General features: G+C 57.5%; 14 protein-coding genes and 1 riboswitch. Of the genes, 7 read left to right on the plus strand and 7 right to left on the minus strand.

Going from position 1 to position 15,207, the window contains the following annotated elements:
• Positions 1–100: 100 nt before the first annotated feature.
• Positions 101–523, plus strand: coding sequence for a MarR family winged helix-turn-helix transcriptional regulator (locus ACTJI7_RS17750; protein WP_047367377.1), 423 nt, complete (start codon positions 101–103; stop codon positions 521–523).
• Positions 524–564: 41 nt separating this feature from the next.
• Here ACTJI7_RS17750 and ACTJI7_RS17755 read toward each other — a convergent pair whose 3' ends face one another.
• Together ACTJI7_RS17755 and plsY are read right to left on the minus strand one after the other, a co-directional pair.
• Complete coding sequence (locus ACTJI7_RS17755; RefSeq protein WP_063155324.1) at positions 565–2,031, minus strand: MFS transporter; 1,467 nt, start codon at positions 2,029–2,031, stop codon at positions 565–567.
• A gap of 92 nt (positions 2,032–2,123) precedes the next feature.
• Positions 2,124–2,738: a glycerol-3-phosphate 1-O-acyltransferase PlsY gene (gene plsY, locus ACTJI7_RS17760; protein WP_014833311.1), complete on the minus strand. Its 615-nt coding sequence runs from the start codon at positions 2,736–2,738 to the stop codon at positions 2,124–2,126.
• A 107-nt stretch (positions 2,739–2,845) separates the two neighbouring features.
• On the opposite strand from plsY, the gene folB reads away from it, so the two are divergent.
• Both folB and bacA read left to right on the plus strand, forming a co-directional pair.
• Positions 2,846–3,214 carry a bifunctional dihydroneopterin aldolase/7,8-dihydroneopterin epimerase gene (gene folB / locus ACTJI7_RS17765; RefSeq protein ID WP_028014460.1) on the plus strand — a complete coding sequence of 123 codons (369 nt, stop codon included), beginning with the start codon at positions 2,846–2,848 and terminating at the stop codon, positions 3,212–3,214.
• 107 nt (positions 3,215–3,321) lie between these two features.
• On the plus strand, positions 3,322–4,143 hold the full coding sequence (gene bacA / locus ACTJI7_RS17770) for an undecaprenyl-diphosphate phosphatase (RefSeq protein ID WP_028014459.1): 822 nt from the start codon (positions 3,322–3,324) through the stop codon (positions 4,141–4,143).
• 13 nt (positions 4,144–4,156) lie between these two features.
• Here bacA and ACTJI7_RS17775 read toward each other — a convergent pair whose 3' ends face one another.
• Both ACTJI7_RS17775 and ACTJI7_RS17780 read right to left on the minus strand, forming a co-directional pair.
• Positions 4,157–5,398, minus strand: a complete 1,242-nt coding sequence (locus ACTJI7_RS17775) for a multifunctional CCA addition/repair protein (protein WP_440670485.1) — start codon at positions 5,396–5,398, stop codon at positions 4,157–4,159.
• 60 nt (positions 5,399–5,458) lie between these two features.
• Positions 5,459–6,079 (minus strand): TIGR04211 family SH3 domain-containing protein, encoded by a 621-nt coding sequence (locus ACTJI7_RS17780; protein WP_028014457.1) that lies wholly within the window; start codon positions 6,077–6,079, stop codon positions 5,459–5,461.
• A 229-nt stretch (positions 6,080–6,308) separates the two neighbouring features.
• Here ACTJI7_RS17780 and ACTJI7_RS17785 point away from each other — a divergent pair, with 229 nt between their 5' ends.
• The 3 genes from ACTJI7_RS17785 to hldE are packed head-to-tail and all read left to right on the plus strand — an operon-like array spanning position 6,309 to position 11,958.
• A complete protein-coding gene (locus ACTJI7_RS17785; protein ID WP_028014456.1) occupies positions 6,309–7,610 on the plus strand; it encodes a CYTH domain-containing protein in 1,302 nt (433 codons plus the stop codon).
• 21 nt (positions 7,611–7,631) lie between these two features.
• Complete coding sequence (gene glnE, locus ACTJI7_RS17790; protein ID WP_440670487.1) at positions 7,632–10,487, plus strand: bifunctional [glutamate--ammonia ligase]-adenylyl-L-tyrosine phosphorylase/[glutamate--ammonia-ligase] adenylyltransferase; 2,856 nt, start codon at positions 7,632–7,634, stop codon at positions 10,485–10,487.
• A gap of 40 nt (positions 10,488–10,527) precedes the next feature.
• Positions 10,528–11,958, plus strand: coding sequence for a bifunctional D-glycero-beta-D-manno-heptose-7-phosphate kinase/D-glycero-beta-D-manno-heptose 1-phosphate adenylyltransferase HldE (gene hldE / locus ACTJI7_RS17795; RefSeq protein ID WP_003862540.1), 1,431 nt, complete (start codon positions 10,528–10,530; stop codon positions 11,956–11,958).
• A gap of 64 nt (positions 11,959–12,022) precedes the next feature.
• On the opposite strand, the gene ubiK is transcribed toward hldE, so the two are convergent.
• Positions 12,023–12,319, minus strand: coding sequence for a ubiquinone biosynthesis accessory factor UbiK (gene ubiK / locus ACTJI7_RS17800; protein ID WP_028014454.1), 297 nt, complete (start codon positions 12,317–12,319; stop codon positions 12,023–12,025).
• A gap of 121 nt (positions 12,320–12,440) precedes the next feature.
• Positions 12,441–12,591: riboswitch (FMN riboswitch) on the plus strand.
• A gap of 106 nt (positions 12,592–12,697) precedes the next feature.
• Between ubiK and ribB the strand changes: the two genes are divergently transcribed.
• A complete protein-coding gene (gene ribB / locus ACTJI7_RS17805) occupies positions 12,698–13,351 on the plus strand; it encodes a 3,4-dihydroxy-2-butanone-4-phosphate synthase (RefSeq protein WP_028017147.1) in 654 nt (217 codons plus the stop codon).
• 45 nt (positions 13,352–13,396) lie between these two features.
• Here the strand turns inward: ribB and ACTJI7_RS17810 are convergent, their stop codons facing one another.
• The gene (locus tag ACTJI7_RS17810; RefSeq protein ID WP_028014452.1) at positions 13,397–14,458 is read right to left on the minus strand and encodes a fimbrial protein; all 1,062 of its coding nucleotides are present in this window, start codon (positions 14,456–14,458) and stop codon (positions 13,397–13,399) included.
• On the minus strand, positions 14,442–15,203 hold the full coding sequence (locus ACTJI7_RS17815) for a fimbrial biogenesis chaperone (RefSeq protein ID WP_440670514.1): 762 nt from the start codon (positions 15,201–15,203) through the stop codon (positions 14,442–14,444). The genes ACTJI7_RS17810 and ACTJI7_RS17815 overlap by 17 nt, the downstream gene beginning before the upstream one ends.
• Positions 15,204–15,207: the final 4 nt, after the last annotated feature.

A 15,207-nucleotide genomic window follows, 5' to 3' on the forward strand; every position in this document is an offset into this window, starting at 1 on the left:
GCGCTACTTAGTTGTTGGTATAATGCTTGCGCGCAAGATACTTTTAGTCAAACATTATTTATAATTTTTTTTAGACAACAGATTCAGGGTTGATAGAAAAATGAAAGAAAACAAAACACTAGATGATTTATTGTGCTTCTCGCTGTACTCGGTCACCAATGCGTTCGTGCGCCAGTATCGCCCCCTGCTGCAGGAGATGGATCTGACCTATCCGCAATTTGTTGTTTTGATGGCGCTTTATGAAAAAGACAACATCCCGCTTCGCGATCTCAGCGATAAAACCTATTTTGATTCAGGCACATTGACCCCGCTGGTTCAGAAGCTTGAGGCAAAAGGTTTTCTCAACCGTATCGCGGTTGTGGGGGATGAAAGGATGAAAAATGTCGTATTGACCGATAAGGCGAAAGAACTGAAAAAGCAGGTGATGGCGCTGCCGGACCAGATTCGCTGCAGCATGCGAATGAATGATGATGAGCTGGAAATGCTAAAAAAACTCTCCCGAACGCTGCTGGAAGATTTGTAAGCGCACTTCGGTGGGGCTGAACCCACCGAAGCGATGTGTCGTTACCTGTAGTCCTCCGCATCCACATCATACCCGGACGGCTCCCAGCGGATCGCCAGCAATGACGCCAGACCGATAAACGGCGCCAGCGCAATCACCCAGAACACGGCGGTGTCGAGAGACGCGACCAGCAGCGGGAACAGGAACAGCGACAGCGTGGAGCTGCTGCGCATCAGCGTCTGGTTGAGACCCACGCCCACGCCGCGCAGCGAGGTCGGGTAGCTCAGCGAGGCGAACGTCATGGTATGCGCGCCCGGGCCAAATCCCTGACCGAACAGGAAAAGCGCCAGCATCGCCACGGCAAGCACCCCTTCAAAAGCACCGTCCGGTCGACCAATCAGCGCCAGCCCCAGCAGCGCCACAAGCTGACAGGCGTAACCCGCCAGCGACATCCGCCACGCGCCGAAGCGCGGCACATAGCGCACCGCCAGTAATCCGCCGATAAACGCAAAAAGCAGGTTCAGCGCCAGCGAGATCACAATAGTGGTCAGCATAGACTGCACGAAGAAGCTTGAAATAATCACCGGCAGGCCAAAGGCCACGGCGTTATAGGCGAACGAGGAGACGACGGACAGCAGCGTGGCGAGCGTGGTACGCCGCAGATAGATGCCGCGGAACAGGTTCAGATAGTTCGACCATTTGGCTTTATTCACGACAGGCGCAGGCTGGGTGAGCGCATCCTGCGGGACGTGGGCGTTAATATTGTACGACTGGCGTAAAATGGACGCCGCCTCTTTCAGGTTGCCCTGATTCGCCGCCCAGACCGGCGATTCGCTCATATAGCGGCTGCGGATGGCGATAATCACCAGCGCGGGTACTGCACCAAAGCCGAGAATCAAACGCCAGAGCCAGTCGCTGTGGCTTTCCGGCAGCACGGCGTAGAAAAAGAGAACCAGAAGGTAAGAGATGCTGATCGCCGCATACCAGGTAGGGCACCACATCGCGACGCTGGAGGCCTTATTGCCCGGCCCTTTCAGCCTGGCAAACTCGCTCAGGAACGCCATCGCCACGGGAAGGTCGATCCCCACGCCAAGGCCCATCACAAAGCGCGCGCCCGCCAGCACATATTCATTCGGGGCCAGCGCGCAGGCGATAGCGGCGACGACAAAGAATACCATGTCGGCCATAAAGACGCGGTAGCGCCCGATTTTATCCGTGAGGTAACCGCCGAGCAGCGCCCCGACAATCGCACCAAAGGTAATCGCCGAGGCCACCATGCCGGTACCGGCAGGCGTCAGGTTAAATTCGCGTGTGATGTCTTTAATGCCGAACGCCAGCGCGCCCAGATCGTAGGCATCGAGGAAAATCCCGCCCAGAGCGATACCCACCACGATCCGGGCGTTAGCCCGGCCCTGTGAGCCGTCATTAACGAGACGTGAAACGTCCGATGCACTGCGCACCCACTGAATGTCGCCATCAGGGGGAATTCCTGCCGTTGAAAGGGGAGTTGTGTCTGTGATTTCTGCCATTTTCTTTTTGTGTGGTTGTGTTGTGTCTCTAACAGTTACCACAGGCAGAAGGTGACAAAAATCACATTTGGTTATAAGGCATAACTAACCGCCTACTCGGGATCTTTTTTCTTTCGCTTGAGCTTCGTCCAGATCTTCGTTTCCTGGCGTCGCCACAGGCGCTGGATATTGTCGTGATGACGCAGCAGGATCAAGCAGGAGAGCATCGATACCGGGAAGGTGAATTGGGGTTTAAACCACCAGACGTAAAACGGGGCGATCAGCGCGCTGACGATGGCACCCAGCGACGAATAGCCGCTCAGCAGAATGGTCAGCAGCCAGGTCCCGGCCATGACGCCGGTTAAGTCCCATCCGATGGGCGCGATGGCACCAAAGGCGGTCGCCACCCCTTTGCCGCCTTTAAAGCCGAAGAATACGGGCCAGATATGGCCGACGCAGGCGGCGATGGCGATGAGCCCCAGCCAGAATGGCGTGACGCCCAGCGCATAGGCGCCCCAGACGGGTAGCATCCCCTTCAGAACATCAAAAATCAAAACCGCTACGGCTGCTCCCTTGCCGCCAATTCGAAGCACGTTGGTCGCTCCCGGATTCCCGGAACCACTTTCACGCGGGTCAGGTAACCCGGCAATGCGGCAGACCAGAATGGCGCTGGAGATTGAGCCGCAAAGATAGGCGAGGAGGATCATTCCAGGCGCGATTGCACTCATAACGCTGTTCCGTTTTGAAAATGTATCTGTATTCTCAGCATCTGTGGATAATACGCATAATTCGCCGGAAGTGGTATCCGGTTTAGCCAAAAAGCAGGCAGGTCGTGATGGATATTGTATTTATAGAGCAACTTTCGGTAATCACCACAATTGGTGTTTACGACTGGGAACAGACCATCGAGCAGAAACTGGTGTTCGATATCGAAATGGGATGGGATAACCGCAAATCGGCAAAAAGCGATGACGTGAATGACTGTCTGAGCTATGCCGACATCAGCGAAGCGGTGATCGGCCACGTGGAAGGACAGCGTTTTGCGTTGGTGGAACGGGTGGCGGAAGAGGTGGCGGATCTGCTGCTGACCAAATTCAACTCACCGTGGGTACGCATTAAGCTGAGCAAGCCGGGGGCAGTGGCGCGCGCGGCCAACGTAGGCGTGATTATCGAGCGTGGCACAAATCTGAAAGGAAAGATTTAACGTCATAATTGCTAAACCATTTTAGGTTATATCGGTCTTAAGGCTGTATCTTTCACGGTAGCCGTTAGGGGCGACCGTTTTTTTATATCTTTTTTAGGGGTTTATAGATGAGCGATATGCACTCGCTGCTGGTGGCGGCAATTCTGGGTGTGGTCGAAGGATTGACGGAGTTTTTGCCGGTTTCCAGTACGGGCCATATGATTATCGTTGGCCATCTGCTGGGCTTCGAAGGCGATACCGCAAAGACGTTTGAGGTGGTAATTCAGCTGGGCTCGATTCTGGCGGTGGTGGTGATGTTCTGGCGTCGCCTGTTTGGCCTGATCGGCATCCATTTTGGCCGTCTGCCGCAGCGTGAAGGAGAGGGCAAAGGCCGCCTGACGCTGATTCACATCCTGCTCGGGATGATCCCGGCGGTGGTATTGGGGCTGGTATTCCACGACACCATTAAATCGCTGTTTAACCCGATTAACGTCATGTACGCGCTGGTGGTGGGCGGTTTCCTGCTGATTGCCGCGGAAGTGCTGAAGCCAAAAGTCCCGCGTGCGGAAGGCCTGGACGATATGACCTATCGTCAGGCGTTTATCATTGGCTGCTTCCAGTGTCTGGCGCTGTGGCCGGGCTTCTCCCGTTCAGGTGCGACCATTTCAGGCGGGATGCTGATGGGCGTGAGCCGCTATGCGGCGTCCGAGTTCTCGTTCCTGCTGGCGGTGCCGATGATGATGGGCGCCACCGCGCTGGACCTTTACAAAAGCATTGGCTTCCTGACCACAGGCGATATTCCGATGTTTGCCGTGGGCTTTATCACCGCCTTTATCGTGGCGCTGATTGCCATCAAAACCTTCCTGCAGCTGATTAAGCGTATCTCGTTTATTCCGTTCGCGATCTACCGCTTTATCGTCGCGGCTGCGGTGTACGTGGTCTTCTTCTGATAACCGATTGCCCTCACTCTTTCGGCTGAGGGCAACGCTTTTCCTTCCACGCGGTAACCGCGTCAATCCGCCGTTTGGTTAGCTCCTCGCGAATCTCCGGGCCTTTAAATCCTGCCTCAACCACGTCTTTCGTTGGCACCGCTTTTGCGACTTCCCACGCTTCGCGCAGCAAACGCCCCTGGGGATAATCGGACGCTTCAAACCCGGTGCGACCGCGCACGTCCGCTTCGCTGGTGAGCGCAATCTGCTCCACGCGCTGCGGCTTGCGCCAGGCGTCAATATTATCGAACAGCTTCACGATGGTGGCGGGCTTCAGGATCGGGAAGGTATGGATCAGGTCGTGGAACTCGGCGACCAGCTTTGCCAGATCGCGGATGTCATTCGGCACGCGCAGACGCTGGCAGAGCCCGTCAACCAGCTTTACCCCCGCCGGACCGTGCCCGTGATGGCGCGGCCAGAACTCTTTCGGCGTTAAGCCTTTGCCGAGATCGTGGCACAGGGTGGAAAAACGTACGTCCACCTCAGGGCTGAGCATGGCGGCCATGCTCAGCGTCATCAGCGTGTGTACGCCGGTATCAATTTCGGGATGCCATTTCGCCGGTGCGGGCACGCCAAACAGCGCGTCGATTTCCGGGAACAGCACCTTCAGCGCGCCGCAGTCGCGAAGAACCTGGAAAAAGACCTGCGGGTTGCGGGTGGTGAGGGCATTTTCCGTCTCTTTCCAGACGCGCTCCGGCGTCAGGTGTTCCAGCTCGCCCGCCTCGGTCATGGTCGTCATCAACGCCATCGTCTCATCCGCAATACGGAAGCTCAGATGCGCGTAACGCGCGGCAAAACGCGCCACGCGCAGCACGCGGAGCGGATCTTCAGAAAATGCCGGGGAGACGTGACGCAAAAGACGATCGCGCAGGTCGTCCTGCCCGCCGTAGGCGTCGATGATATGGCCGTTTTCGTCCTGGGCCAGGGCGTTAATGGTGAGATCGCGGCGCAGCAGATCCTGCTCCAGCGTCACATCCGTCGCGGCGTAGCAGGTGAAGCCCGTATAACCGGAACCGGATTTCCGTTCGGTACGCGCCAGGGCGTACTCTTCCCGGCTTTTCGGATGCAGGAACACGGGAAAATCGCGGCCTACCTGCTGGTAGCCCGCGTCGAGCATCTCTTCCGGGGTGGCGCCCACCACCACCCAGTCTTTATCTTTGACCGGCAGACCTAATAACGCATCACGTACCGCACCACCGACCAGATAACTCTTCACGCCCAACTCTCCCGTTTTCTCTTTTCCAGAATGATACGTAAGTCTGGCAGAGAAGACGAATTAGTTCATCCAGCGATCTTTACGCTTACGGCTTGGGATCAGATGTGGCAGAACCAGACCCAGCACCAGACCAACGCCCAGCACGCCGCCGCCATACATAAACCACTGCATGATAATGGTGCGCTGTTTGTCATCAAGCTGCAGGTTTGCGGCGTTCACTTTTTTCTGCGCGACGATCAGCTCGTTTTTGAGCTTTTGATTCTCTTCTTTCAGACCGTTGATCACGCCGTCGCTCTGCGCCACTTTCTGCTGCATTTCAGCGGTGCGCTGGTTCCAGGTCCCGTCGATGTTGTTCAGCTTGTCGGTGAGGGTCTTCACCTGGTTTTCCAGATCCGGCACGCGGGTGCGCAGGCTTGGCACGGTGCTCAGCTCTTTCATTGGGATCCAGGAGGTACGGCCGGAACTGTCGCGAACCTGACCGTAATTGGTCTCCGCGTTGGTCTGCAACAGGGTGACTTCCTCGCCGGCATTCACCGTGCCCACGAGGCGATAATTGTCTCCGGGGCCACTGCGCACCCAGGTGTTAAGTTCGTCAGAAACGTAACGCTTCTCTTCAGCGTGCACTGCGGTTGCGGCGCTAAAAGCGAGTAAAGTAAGTCCAATCAGGCGTAATTTAAGCATCATTAGTCGTTATTTTCATAAAAAGTGGAACGATAGTAGTGGCAACAGTGTCTCTACGCAAAGCATTCATCAGCAATCAGAATCATCTGTGTCACGACTCTACACATTTACGCCCGACAAATTGCTCATTGCATGGCAATTTGGCGCAAAATACTATGTACTGACAAATAAATGGCGAGGAAGTTCGCCCTCATTGACGCGTCTGTGACGCCCGCAAAAGTACAAGGCTATGGCTCAGGAAATCGAATTAAAATTTATCGTCGAAAAAGACAGCGTTGACGCGCTCCGTCAGCATCTGAATACGCTCTCCGGCGAGCACCATGAACCCGTACCGTTGCTCAACATCTACTATGAAACGCCGGACAACTGGCTGCGCAACCACGATATGGGGCTGCGTATCCGCGGCGCGAACGGACGCTACGAGATGACGATGAAAATCGCCGGCCGCGTGGTCGGCGGTTTGCATCAGCGCCCGGAATACAATATCGACATCAGTAAGCCAGAACTTGAGCTGGAACGTTTCCCGGCGGAAGTCTGGCCGGAAGGCGAACTGCCCGCCACGCTGGCTGGGCAGGTGCAGCCGCTGTTCAGCACTGATTTCGCTCGCGAGAAATGGCTGGTGACGGAAGGCAAGAGCCGCATTGAAATCGCGCTGGATTTAGGCGAGGTGAAGGCGGGTGAGTTCCAGGAACCGATCTGCGAGCTGGAGCTGGAACTTCTGGAAGGGGATGCGAGCGACGTGCTGAAGCTGGCGCGCAAGCTGGTAAGCCAGCCGGGTTTACGTCAGGGCAGCTTGAGCAAAGCGGCGCGGGGCTACCACCTGGCTGCCGGAAATGCGCCACGCGTGCTGAGAGAGACTCCGATTTTGCGCGTCGTCCCGAAAGCCAGCATTGAACAGGGCATGGAAGCGGCGCTGGAGCTGGCGCTCTCCCAATGGCAGTACCATGAAGAACTGTGGGCGCGTAACGTCAAAAATGCCAAAAAACAGGTGCTGGCCGCTATCGGACTGGTGCGTCATACCCTGACGCTGTTTGGCGGTATCGTACCGCGTAAAGCTAGCGCTCACTTACGCGATCTGCTGACCCAGACCGAAACGCTGCTGCTTTCCGACGTGTCGGCGCAAACCGCGCTATATAGCCCGCAAAATGCCGCGGCAAAACTGGCGCTGACCGAGTTTCTGGTGACGCGCGGCTGGCGCGTCTTCCTCGATGCAAAAGCGCAGACCAAAATCGCGGACAACTTTAAACGCTTCGCGGATATCCATCTTTCCCGCCACGCCGCCGAGCTGAGAACCACCTTCGCGCATCCGCTGGGCGACCAGTATGGCGACCAGCTTCCCCGCCTGGCGCGTAATATCGACAGCATGTTGCTTCTGTCGGGAGCGTACGAGGGCGTGAAGGCGCAGGCCTGGCTGGAGAACTGGCAGGGGCTTAAGCATGCCATTGAGACCCGTCAGCAGATTGAGATCGAGCATTTCCGCAACGAAGCCATTTCGCAGGATCCATACTGGCTGCACAGCGGAAAACGTTAATTCTGGCAAGGAACCCCTGATATGCCGCTTTCTTCGCAGTTACAGCAGCACTGGCAAACCGTTTGCGAACGTCTGCCCGAGTCGTTACCCGCGTCATCGTTAAGCGAGCAGGCGAAAAGCGTGCTCACGTTCAGTGATTTTGTGCAGGAGAGCGTCAGCGCCAATCCTGACTGGCTGGCAGAGCTGGAAAGCGCGCCGCCGCAGGCTGACGAGTGGCGGCACTATGCTGGCTGGCTGCAAACCGCGCTGGCAGAGGTGGCGGATGAAGCCACGCTGATGCGCGTTCTGCGTCAGTTCCGCCGCCGGGTGATGGTGCGCATTGCCTGGGCGCAGGCGCTGGAGCTGGTGAGTGAAGAGAGCACCTTGCAGCAGCTGAGCGAGCTGGCGCAGACGCTGATTGTCGCCGCGCGGGACTGGCTCTACGCCGCCTGCTGTAAAGAGTGGGGCACGCCGTGCAGCGAAGAAGGGGTTCCGCAGCCGCTGTTGATTCTGGGGATGGGCAAGCTGGGCGGCTGCGAGCTGAACTTCTCCTCGGATATCGACCTGATCTTTGCCTGGCCGGAGAATGGCGCCACGCGAGGCGGTCGTCGCGAGCTGGATAACGCCCAGTTCTTTACCCGACTCGGGCAGCGTCTGATTAAGGCGCTGGATCAGCCTACGCAGGACGGCTTTGTTTACCGCGTGGACATGCGCCTGCGCCCGTTTGGCGACAGCGGCCCGCTGGTGCTGAGCTTCGCCGCGCTGGAAGATTATTACCAGGAGCAGGGGCGCGACTGGGAGCGTTACGCGATGGTCAAAGCGCGGATCATGGGCGACAGCGACGACGCTTACGCCAATGAGCTGCGCGCCATGCTACGCCCGTTCGTGTTCCGCCGTTACATCGACTTTAGCGTGATCCAGTCCCTGCGCAATATGAAAGGGATGATCGCCCGCGAGGTGCGCCGTCGCGGCCTGAAGGACAACATCAAGCTTGGCGCGGGCGGCATCCGCGAAATCGAATTTATCGTTCAGGTCTTCCAGCTGATCCGCGGCGGGCGCGAGCCGTCGCTGCAGTCCCGCTCGCTGCTGCCGACGCTGAGCGCCATTGAGCAACTGCATTTGCTGCCGGACGGCGACGCGCAAACCCTGCGCGAGGCCTATCTGTTCCTGCGCCGTCTGGAAAACCTGCTGCAAAGCATTAACGACGAACAGACCCAGACCCTGCCGGGCGATGACCTTAACCGGGCGCGCCTGGCCTGGGGCATGCGGGTGGATGACTGGTCAACGTTGACCGAACGGCTGGATGCCCATATGGCAGGCGTTCGCCGCATCTTTAACGATCTTATTGGTGACGACGAAAGTGAATCGCCGGACGATGCGCTCTCCGAGCACTGGCGCGAACTGTGGCAGGACGCGCTCCAGGAAGATGACACCACGCCGGTGCTGGCGCACTTAAGCGACGACGCCCGCCATCGCGTGGTGGCCTTGATTGCCGATTTCCGCCTTGAGCTGAACAAGCGCGCCATTGGGCCGCGCGGTCGTCAGGTGCTGGATCATCTGATGCCGCACCTGCTGAGCGAGGTCTGCTCCCGCGAGGATGCGCCGGTGCCGCTGTCGCGCATGATGCCGCTGCTGAGCGGGATTATCACGCGTACCACCTATCTTGAACTGCTGAGCGAGTTTCCCGGCGCGCTGAAACACCTGATTTCCCTCTGCGCCGCGTCGCCGATGGTGGCCAACAAGCTGGCGCGATACCCGCTGCTGCTGGACGAACTGCTCGACCCGAACACGCTCTATCAGCCGACGGCGACGGACGCCTACCGCGACGAGCTGCGCCAGTATCTGCTGCGCGTGCCGGAAGAGGACGAAGAGCAACAGCTCGAGGCGCTGCGTCAGTTTAAGCAGGCGCAGATGCTGCGCGTGGCGGCGGCGGATATCGCCGGTACGCTGCCGGTAATGAAAGTGAGCGATCACTTAACTTGGCTGGCGGAGGCGATCATCGACGCGGTAGTCCACCAGGCGTGGGTGCAGATGGTGGCCCGCTACGGCCAGCCGAAGCACCTTGCTGACCGCGAGGGGCGAGGGTTTGCCGTGGTCGGTTACGGCAAGCTGGGCGGCTGGGAGCTGGGCTACAGCTCCGATCTGGATCTGATTTTCCTGCACGACTGTCCGGCGGACGTCATGACCGACGGCGAACGTGAGATTGACGGGCGGCAGTTCTACCTGCGCCTGGCCCAGCGCATCATGCACCTGTTCAGCACCCGCACTTCGTCGGGCATTCTGTACGAGGTGGACGCGCGTCTGCGCCCGTCCGGCGCGGCAGGCATGCTGGTCACCTCGACGGACGCTTTTGCTGACTATCAGAAGAACGAAGCCTGGACGTGGGAACATCAGGCGCTGGTGCGTGCCCGCGTGGTGTACGGCGATCCGCAGCTCAAAACGCAGTTCGATGCGATCCGCAAGTCAGTCATGACGACCCCGCGCGAGGGCAGCACCCTGCAAACTGAAGTGCGCGAAATGCGTGAGAAAATGCGCGCGCATTTGGGTAATAAACATCGCGATCGCTTTGATATCAAAGCCGATGAGGGCGGGATTACCGATATTGAGTTCATCACTCAGTACCTGGTGCTACTGCATGCCCACGACAAGCCGAAGTTAACCCGCTGGTCCGATAACGTGCGCATTCTGGAACTGCTTGCGCAAAACGACATCATGGACGAGCAGGAGGCGCAGGCCTTAACCCGCGCCTACACCACGCTGCGCGATGAGCTTCATCACCTGGCATTGCAGGAACAGCCGGGCCACGTGGCGCTGGACTGTTTTACCGCAGAGCGCGCCCAGGTGACGGCAAGCTGGCAGAAATGGCTGGTGGAGCCGTGCGTAACAAAACAAGTGTGATATTATCGCGCGCAAATTGTGAATCTTTCTGGAGTCAGGAATGAAAGTAACACTGCCAGAGTTTGAACGTGCTGGAGTAATGGTTGTCGGGGATGTGATGCTGGATCGCTACTGGTATGGGCCGACCAGCCGCATCTCTCCTGAAGCGCCGGTACCGGTGGTTAAGGTCGATACCATTGAAGAGCGTCCCGGCGGCGCGGCAAACGTGGCGATGAACATAGCCTCGCTGGGCGCGCACTCGCGTCTGGTGGGCCTGACCGGCATTGACGATGCGGCGCGTGCGCTGAGCAAGTCGCTGGCGGACGTGAACGTGAAGTGCGACTTCGTTTCTGTTCCGACACACCCAACCATCACCAAGCTGCGCGTGCTGTCGCGTAACCAGCAGCTGATCCGCCTCGATTTTGAAGAAGGGTTCGAAGGCGTTGATCCCGAGCCGCTGCACGAGCGCATTAACCAGGCGCTGGGCAACATCGGCGCGCTGGTGCTGTCTGACTACGCCAAAGGCGCGCTGGCGAGCGTGCAAACGATGATTCAGCTGGCGCGTAAAGCCAGCGTACCGGTGCTGATCGACCCGAAAGGCACCGATTTTGAGCGCTATCGCGGCGCAACCCTGCTGACGCCAAACCTTTCTGAGTTCGAAGCGGTGGCGGGCAAGTGCAAAACGGAAGAAGAACTGGTTGAGCGCGGCATGAAGATCATTGCTGACTTCGAGCTGTCCGCGCTGCTGGTCACCCGCTCCGAGCAGGGGATGACGCTGCTGCAGCCGGGCAAGGCGCCGCTGCATATGCCAACCCAGGCGCAGGAAGTGTACGACGTGACCGGTGCCGGTGATACGGTGATCGGCGTGCTGGCGGCAACGCTGGCCGCGGGTAACTCCCTGGAAGAGGCGTGCTACTTCGCGAACGCCGCGGCGGGCGTGGTCGTCGGTAAATTGGGTACTTCAACCGTTTCGCCCATCGAGCTGGAAAACGCGGTGCGCGGTCGTGCGGATACCGGTTTTGGCGTCATGACCGAAGACGAGCTGAAGGTGGCCGTCGCCGCCGCGCGCAAGCGCGGTGAAAAAGTGGTGATGACCAACGGCGTGTTTGACATCCTGCACGCGGGCCACGTGTCGTATCTGGCGAATGCGCGCAAGCTGGGCGATCGCCTCATTGTGGCAGTGAACAGCGATGCGTCGACCAAACGCCTGAAGGGCGAAACGCGCCCGGTGAACCCGCTCGAGCAACGTATGATTGTGCTTGGCGCGCTGGAAGCGGTGGACTGGGTGGTGTCGTTTGAAGAAGATACCCCGCAGCGCCTGATTGCCGGGATCCTGCCTGACCTGCTGGTGAAGGGCGGCGATTACAAGCCAGAGCAAATCGCGGGTAGCGAAGAGGTCTGGGCGAATGGCGGTGAAGTGATGGTGCTCAACTTTGAGGACGGGTGTTCCACCACCAACATCATCAAGAAGATCCAGAAAGACAGTCAGTAAAAAACGGGCCAATTGGCCCGTTTTTTTTCACCGTCTCCCTGTGGGAGAGGGCATCAGGCCGCACTTACTCCTGATCGTCCACCGGCGGAATGGCCGGTGCCGGCTTCACTTCTTCCGGCGCATTACGGTTTTCCAGCTCGCTCAGACGCTGTTCCAGCAGCGCCAGCTTCTCGCGGGTGCGCAGCAGAACCTGGGTCTGCACGTCAAACTCTTCGCGGCTGACTAAATCAAGGCGAACCAACTGCGCCTGCAGCGTCTGGCGGATTTTCTTCTCAACGTCATCACCAAATTCACGAATGCCTTTCGGCATGGACTCATGAACCTGACGCGCGATCTGCTCAATTTTTTTCGGGTCAATCATAATGGCTTCCCTTGATAAGTCGGTGTTGATGAACATTGTAGCGCGTCATGACCCAGGATAAAGCAGATTTGTTTGAAGCTTATGCATTGCCCAGGTTAATCAATAGCGTTATAGTTATCTCGCTTATTCTCAGGGCGGGGCGAAATTCCCCACCGGCGGTAAATCAGCTTAACGCTGAAAGCCCGCGAGCGCTTTGGGTGAATTCTCAAAGGTCAGCAGATCCGGTGTAATTCCGGGGCCGACGGTTAAAGTCCGGATGGGAGAGAGTAACGATCCAGTCGGGCATGGGCCCGCTCACGTTATCTTTTTGCCGCTTATACGGCGCTCCTAAGACTGCCCTGATTCTGGTAACCATAATGTTAATGAGGTTTTTTTACCATGAATCAGACGCTACTTTCCTCTTTTGGCACTTCAACTCAACGTGTTGAACATGCACTGGATGCACTGCGCGAAGGCCGCGGTGTGATGGTGCTTGACGATGAAAATCGTGAAAACGAAGGCGACATGATTTTCGCCGCCGAAAACATGACCGTTGAACAGATGGCGCTGACCATCCGTCACGGCAGCGGCATCGTATGCCTGTGTATTACCGAAGATCGTCGTAAGCAGCTTGAGCTGCCGATGATGGTTGAGAACAACACCAGCGCCTTTGGTACCGGCTTTACCGTGACCATTGAAGCGGCGCATGGCGTGACTACCGGTGTATCGGCGGCTGACCGCCTGACCACCGTGCGTGCCGCCATTGCTGATGATGCGAAACCCTCCGATCTGCATCGTCCAGGCCACGTCTTCCCGCTGCGCGCGCAGGCGGGCGGTGTGCTGACCCGCGGTGGTCACACCGAAGCGACGATCGACCTGGTGACACTGGCGGGCTTTAAGCCTGCGGGCGTGCTGTGTGAACTGACCAACGATGACGGCACCATGGCCCGCGCGCCAGAGTGCATCACCTTTGCGCGTCTGCACAACATGCCGGTTGTCACAATTGAAGATCTGGTAGAATACCGCCAGGCGCACGAGCGCAAGGCCAGCTGAGACAGCTGATGTGAAAAAGCCGGGGAAACCCGGCTTTTTTGTTTTTTAGTGGTAGTTAATTTTAAACAGCACCACGGTTTCAAACGGTCCGGACTGGATCGCTTTTCCCTCATCCCACGACAGCTCTGCCGTGTACTTTTGCTCATACTGCAACGTACTCCCGGTGAAGTCGGCATACTCCTGATAGTGGTTGAAGGTAAACGGATCCGTTCCGTTCAGAATACGCAGTTTTAGCCCGTTGCCAATCAACAGCGCCGTATCGTCAGCGCTGAGTTTTTCGTTCGTGTAGAATGACGAATCCATTTTGAATCCATCAGAGCACTGCGCGTCCTGCACCTTGGTGGTTTTGACCGTAAATTCACGAACGCGCGTTTTCTGGTTCACAATGTCGCGAGCGCTGAAGGTGCCAAAATCGATCTCCTGGTTTTCAGGGTAGATGCTGAAGGTTGCCCCGCAGTCCAGAACGGTAATGTTTTGCAAGCCGTTGATGTGATACTTCAGGTTTTTCGCGTCGGCCATCTGGTTGACCCCGCCTTTACCGTCAAACTGCACCACGATGTAATCGCCGAGCGAACTCACGTAGCCGTGAGGCGGAATCGCCTTAATTTTTACAAACAGGCGAAAGCGGGCAATAAACGTGCGTGTCGTATGGACGTCATCCGGGTTACCGGAGCAGATCAGGTTTTCCCAGCCCATCTGCCGGATCTGAGCCGGGGTATAGATGAGGATGTTCTTGTTATCGAGACACTGGCGGGTATCCACGCCATTCGGCTGGCCCGTGGCATCGTAGTCCACACCTTCGTAGGTTACGCCAAGCTCATAGTAAGGGTCCGTTGCGGCCGGGTAAGGGTTGACCCAGGCGTAAACGTCTTCCGGCTGAAAGCCGCTGGTGACGTTGTGATCGCAGGTAACCGGGATTTTAATGTCATCTGATTCCCAGATTTTCTGCCCCACCTGCGCGTTGCTGGGGATAGCAAAGGGCGAGATGGTTTTTGTCTCTTCAACCGGCCCGCCTGAAGCACCAAGATAGCAGTCCAGCGCCAGCGCTTCTCTTACGGGCAGAGCGGATATCAGCAGCAGGAACAGCAGATTAGCGAGCTTGCGCATCTTTATCGACCTTATGCTCGCTGAGCGTACATTTCGCCGTACCTGAACATTGCGCGTCGACCTTTTTCAGCGCACCGTAATCATCGATGTAGCCAATGCTGTAGTAGTTGCCGTGATAGTCACCGGTAGAGGTTGTCGCCGTCGCAAACGGGGCGATCATCAGGCTGTCAAAACCGGGCAGCATGGTTTTCGCATTTTTGCTCAGCCACGCCAGCGTGATGTAATAAGGCGTAGGGTTATGCACGGTGAGCCCTTTCGCGTTTGCGGTGACTTCCATACGCATTTCTGCCTGATCGCCTGCCTTTTTGGAGATCGCTTTGGGACGCCAGAACAGTTTGATCCTGCTCTGCATCGCGACCTGCATTACGCTGCGTTCCTCGCTCGCGCTGGAACTTTTCGGCGGCACCTCGCGCAGGTTGAAATAAAACAGTGATTCCCGGTCTTTCGGCAACCGGGCGGTCGCGGCCTGCTTCACAATCCGGACCTGAGACGAGGCGCCCGCTTCAAGACGTTGGATCGGCGGAAGCGCCATAAAATGGCTGTCCTCCTTGCGTCCGTTTTCATCTTCTATCCAGGAGAGCGCCAGATAAGGCAACGTTTTGCTCTGATTATCAATCTTGAGGCTGCTGGCCTTATCGCTTTCCGGAAACACAATGCGGGTGCGGTCCAGGTTAACGGCAGCGTGAGTGGTAAATGCGGTGCCGATTAACATCAGGCACAGGCTGGTAAAAGAGGTGAGTTTCATCATG

This window comes from Enterobacter sp. 22499 (genome assembly GCF_052044815.1).
Taxonomy (GTDB): domain Bacteria; phylum Pseudomonadota; class Gammaproteobacteria; order Enterobacterales; family Enterobacteriaceae; genus Enterobacter; species Enterobacter bugandensis.

Excerpts from the sequence above, each read along its gene's own strand:
- ACTJI7_RS17750 (WP_047367377.1), top strand. The coding sequence starts at position 101 with ATGAAAGAAAACAAAACACTAGATGATTTATTGTGCTTCTCGCTGTAC.
- ACTJI7_RS17755 (WP_063155324.1), bottom strand. The coding sequence starts at position 2,031 with ATGGCAGAAATCACAGACACAACTCCCCTTTCAACGGCAGGAATTCCC.
- plsY (WP_014833311.1), bottom strand. The coding sequence starts at position 2,738 with ATGAGTGCAATCGCGCCTGGAATGATCCTCCTCGCCTATCTTTGCGGC.
- folB (WP_028014460.1), top strand. The coding sequence starts at position 2,846 with ATGGATATTGTATTTATAGAGCAACTTTCGGTAATCACCACAATTGGT.
- bacA (WP_028014459.1), top strand. The coding sequence starts at position 3,322 with ATGAGCGATATGCACTCGCTGCTGGTGGCGGCAATTCTGGGTGTGGTC.
- ACTJI7_RS17780 (WP_028014457.1), bottom strand. The coding sequence starts at position 6,079 with ATGCTTAAATTACGCCTGATTGGACTTACTTTACTCGCTTTTAGCGCC.
- ACTJI7_RS17785 (WP_028014456.1), top strand. The coding sequence starts at position 6,309 with ATGGCTCAGGAAATCGAATTAAAATTTATCGTCGAAAAAGACAGCGTT.
- glnE (WP_440670487.1), top strand. The coding sequence starts at position 7,632 with ATGCCGCTTTCTTCGCAGTTACAGCAGCACTGGCAAACCGTTTGCGAA.
- hldE (WP_003862540.1), top strand. The coding sequence starts at position 10,528 with ATGAAAGTAACACTGCCAGAGTTTGAACGTGCTGGAGTAATGGTTGTC.
- ubiK (WP_028014454.1), bottom strand. The coding sequence starts at position 12,319 with ATGATTGACCCGAAAAAAATTGAGCAGATCGCGCGTCAGGTTCATGAG.
- ribB (WP_028017147.1), top strand. The coding sequence starts at position 12,698 with ATGAATCAGACGCTACTTTCCTCTTTTGGCACTTCAACTCAACGTGTT.
- ACTJI7_RS17810 (WP_028014452.1), bottom strand. The coding sequence starts at position 14,458 with ATGCGCAAGCTCGCTAATCTGCTGTTCCTGCTGCTGATATCCGCTCTG.
- ACTJI7_RS17815 (WP_440670514.1), bottom strand. The coding sequence starts at position 15,203 with ATGAAACTCACCTCTTTTACCAGCCTGTGCCTGATGTTAATCGGCACC.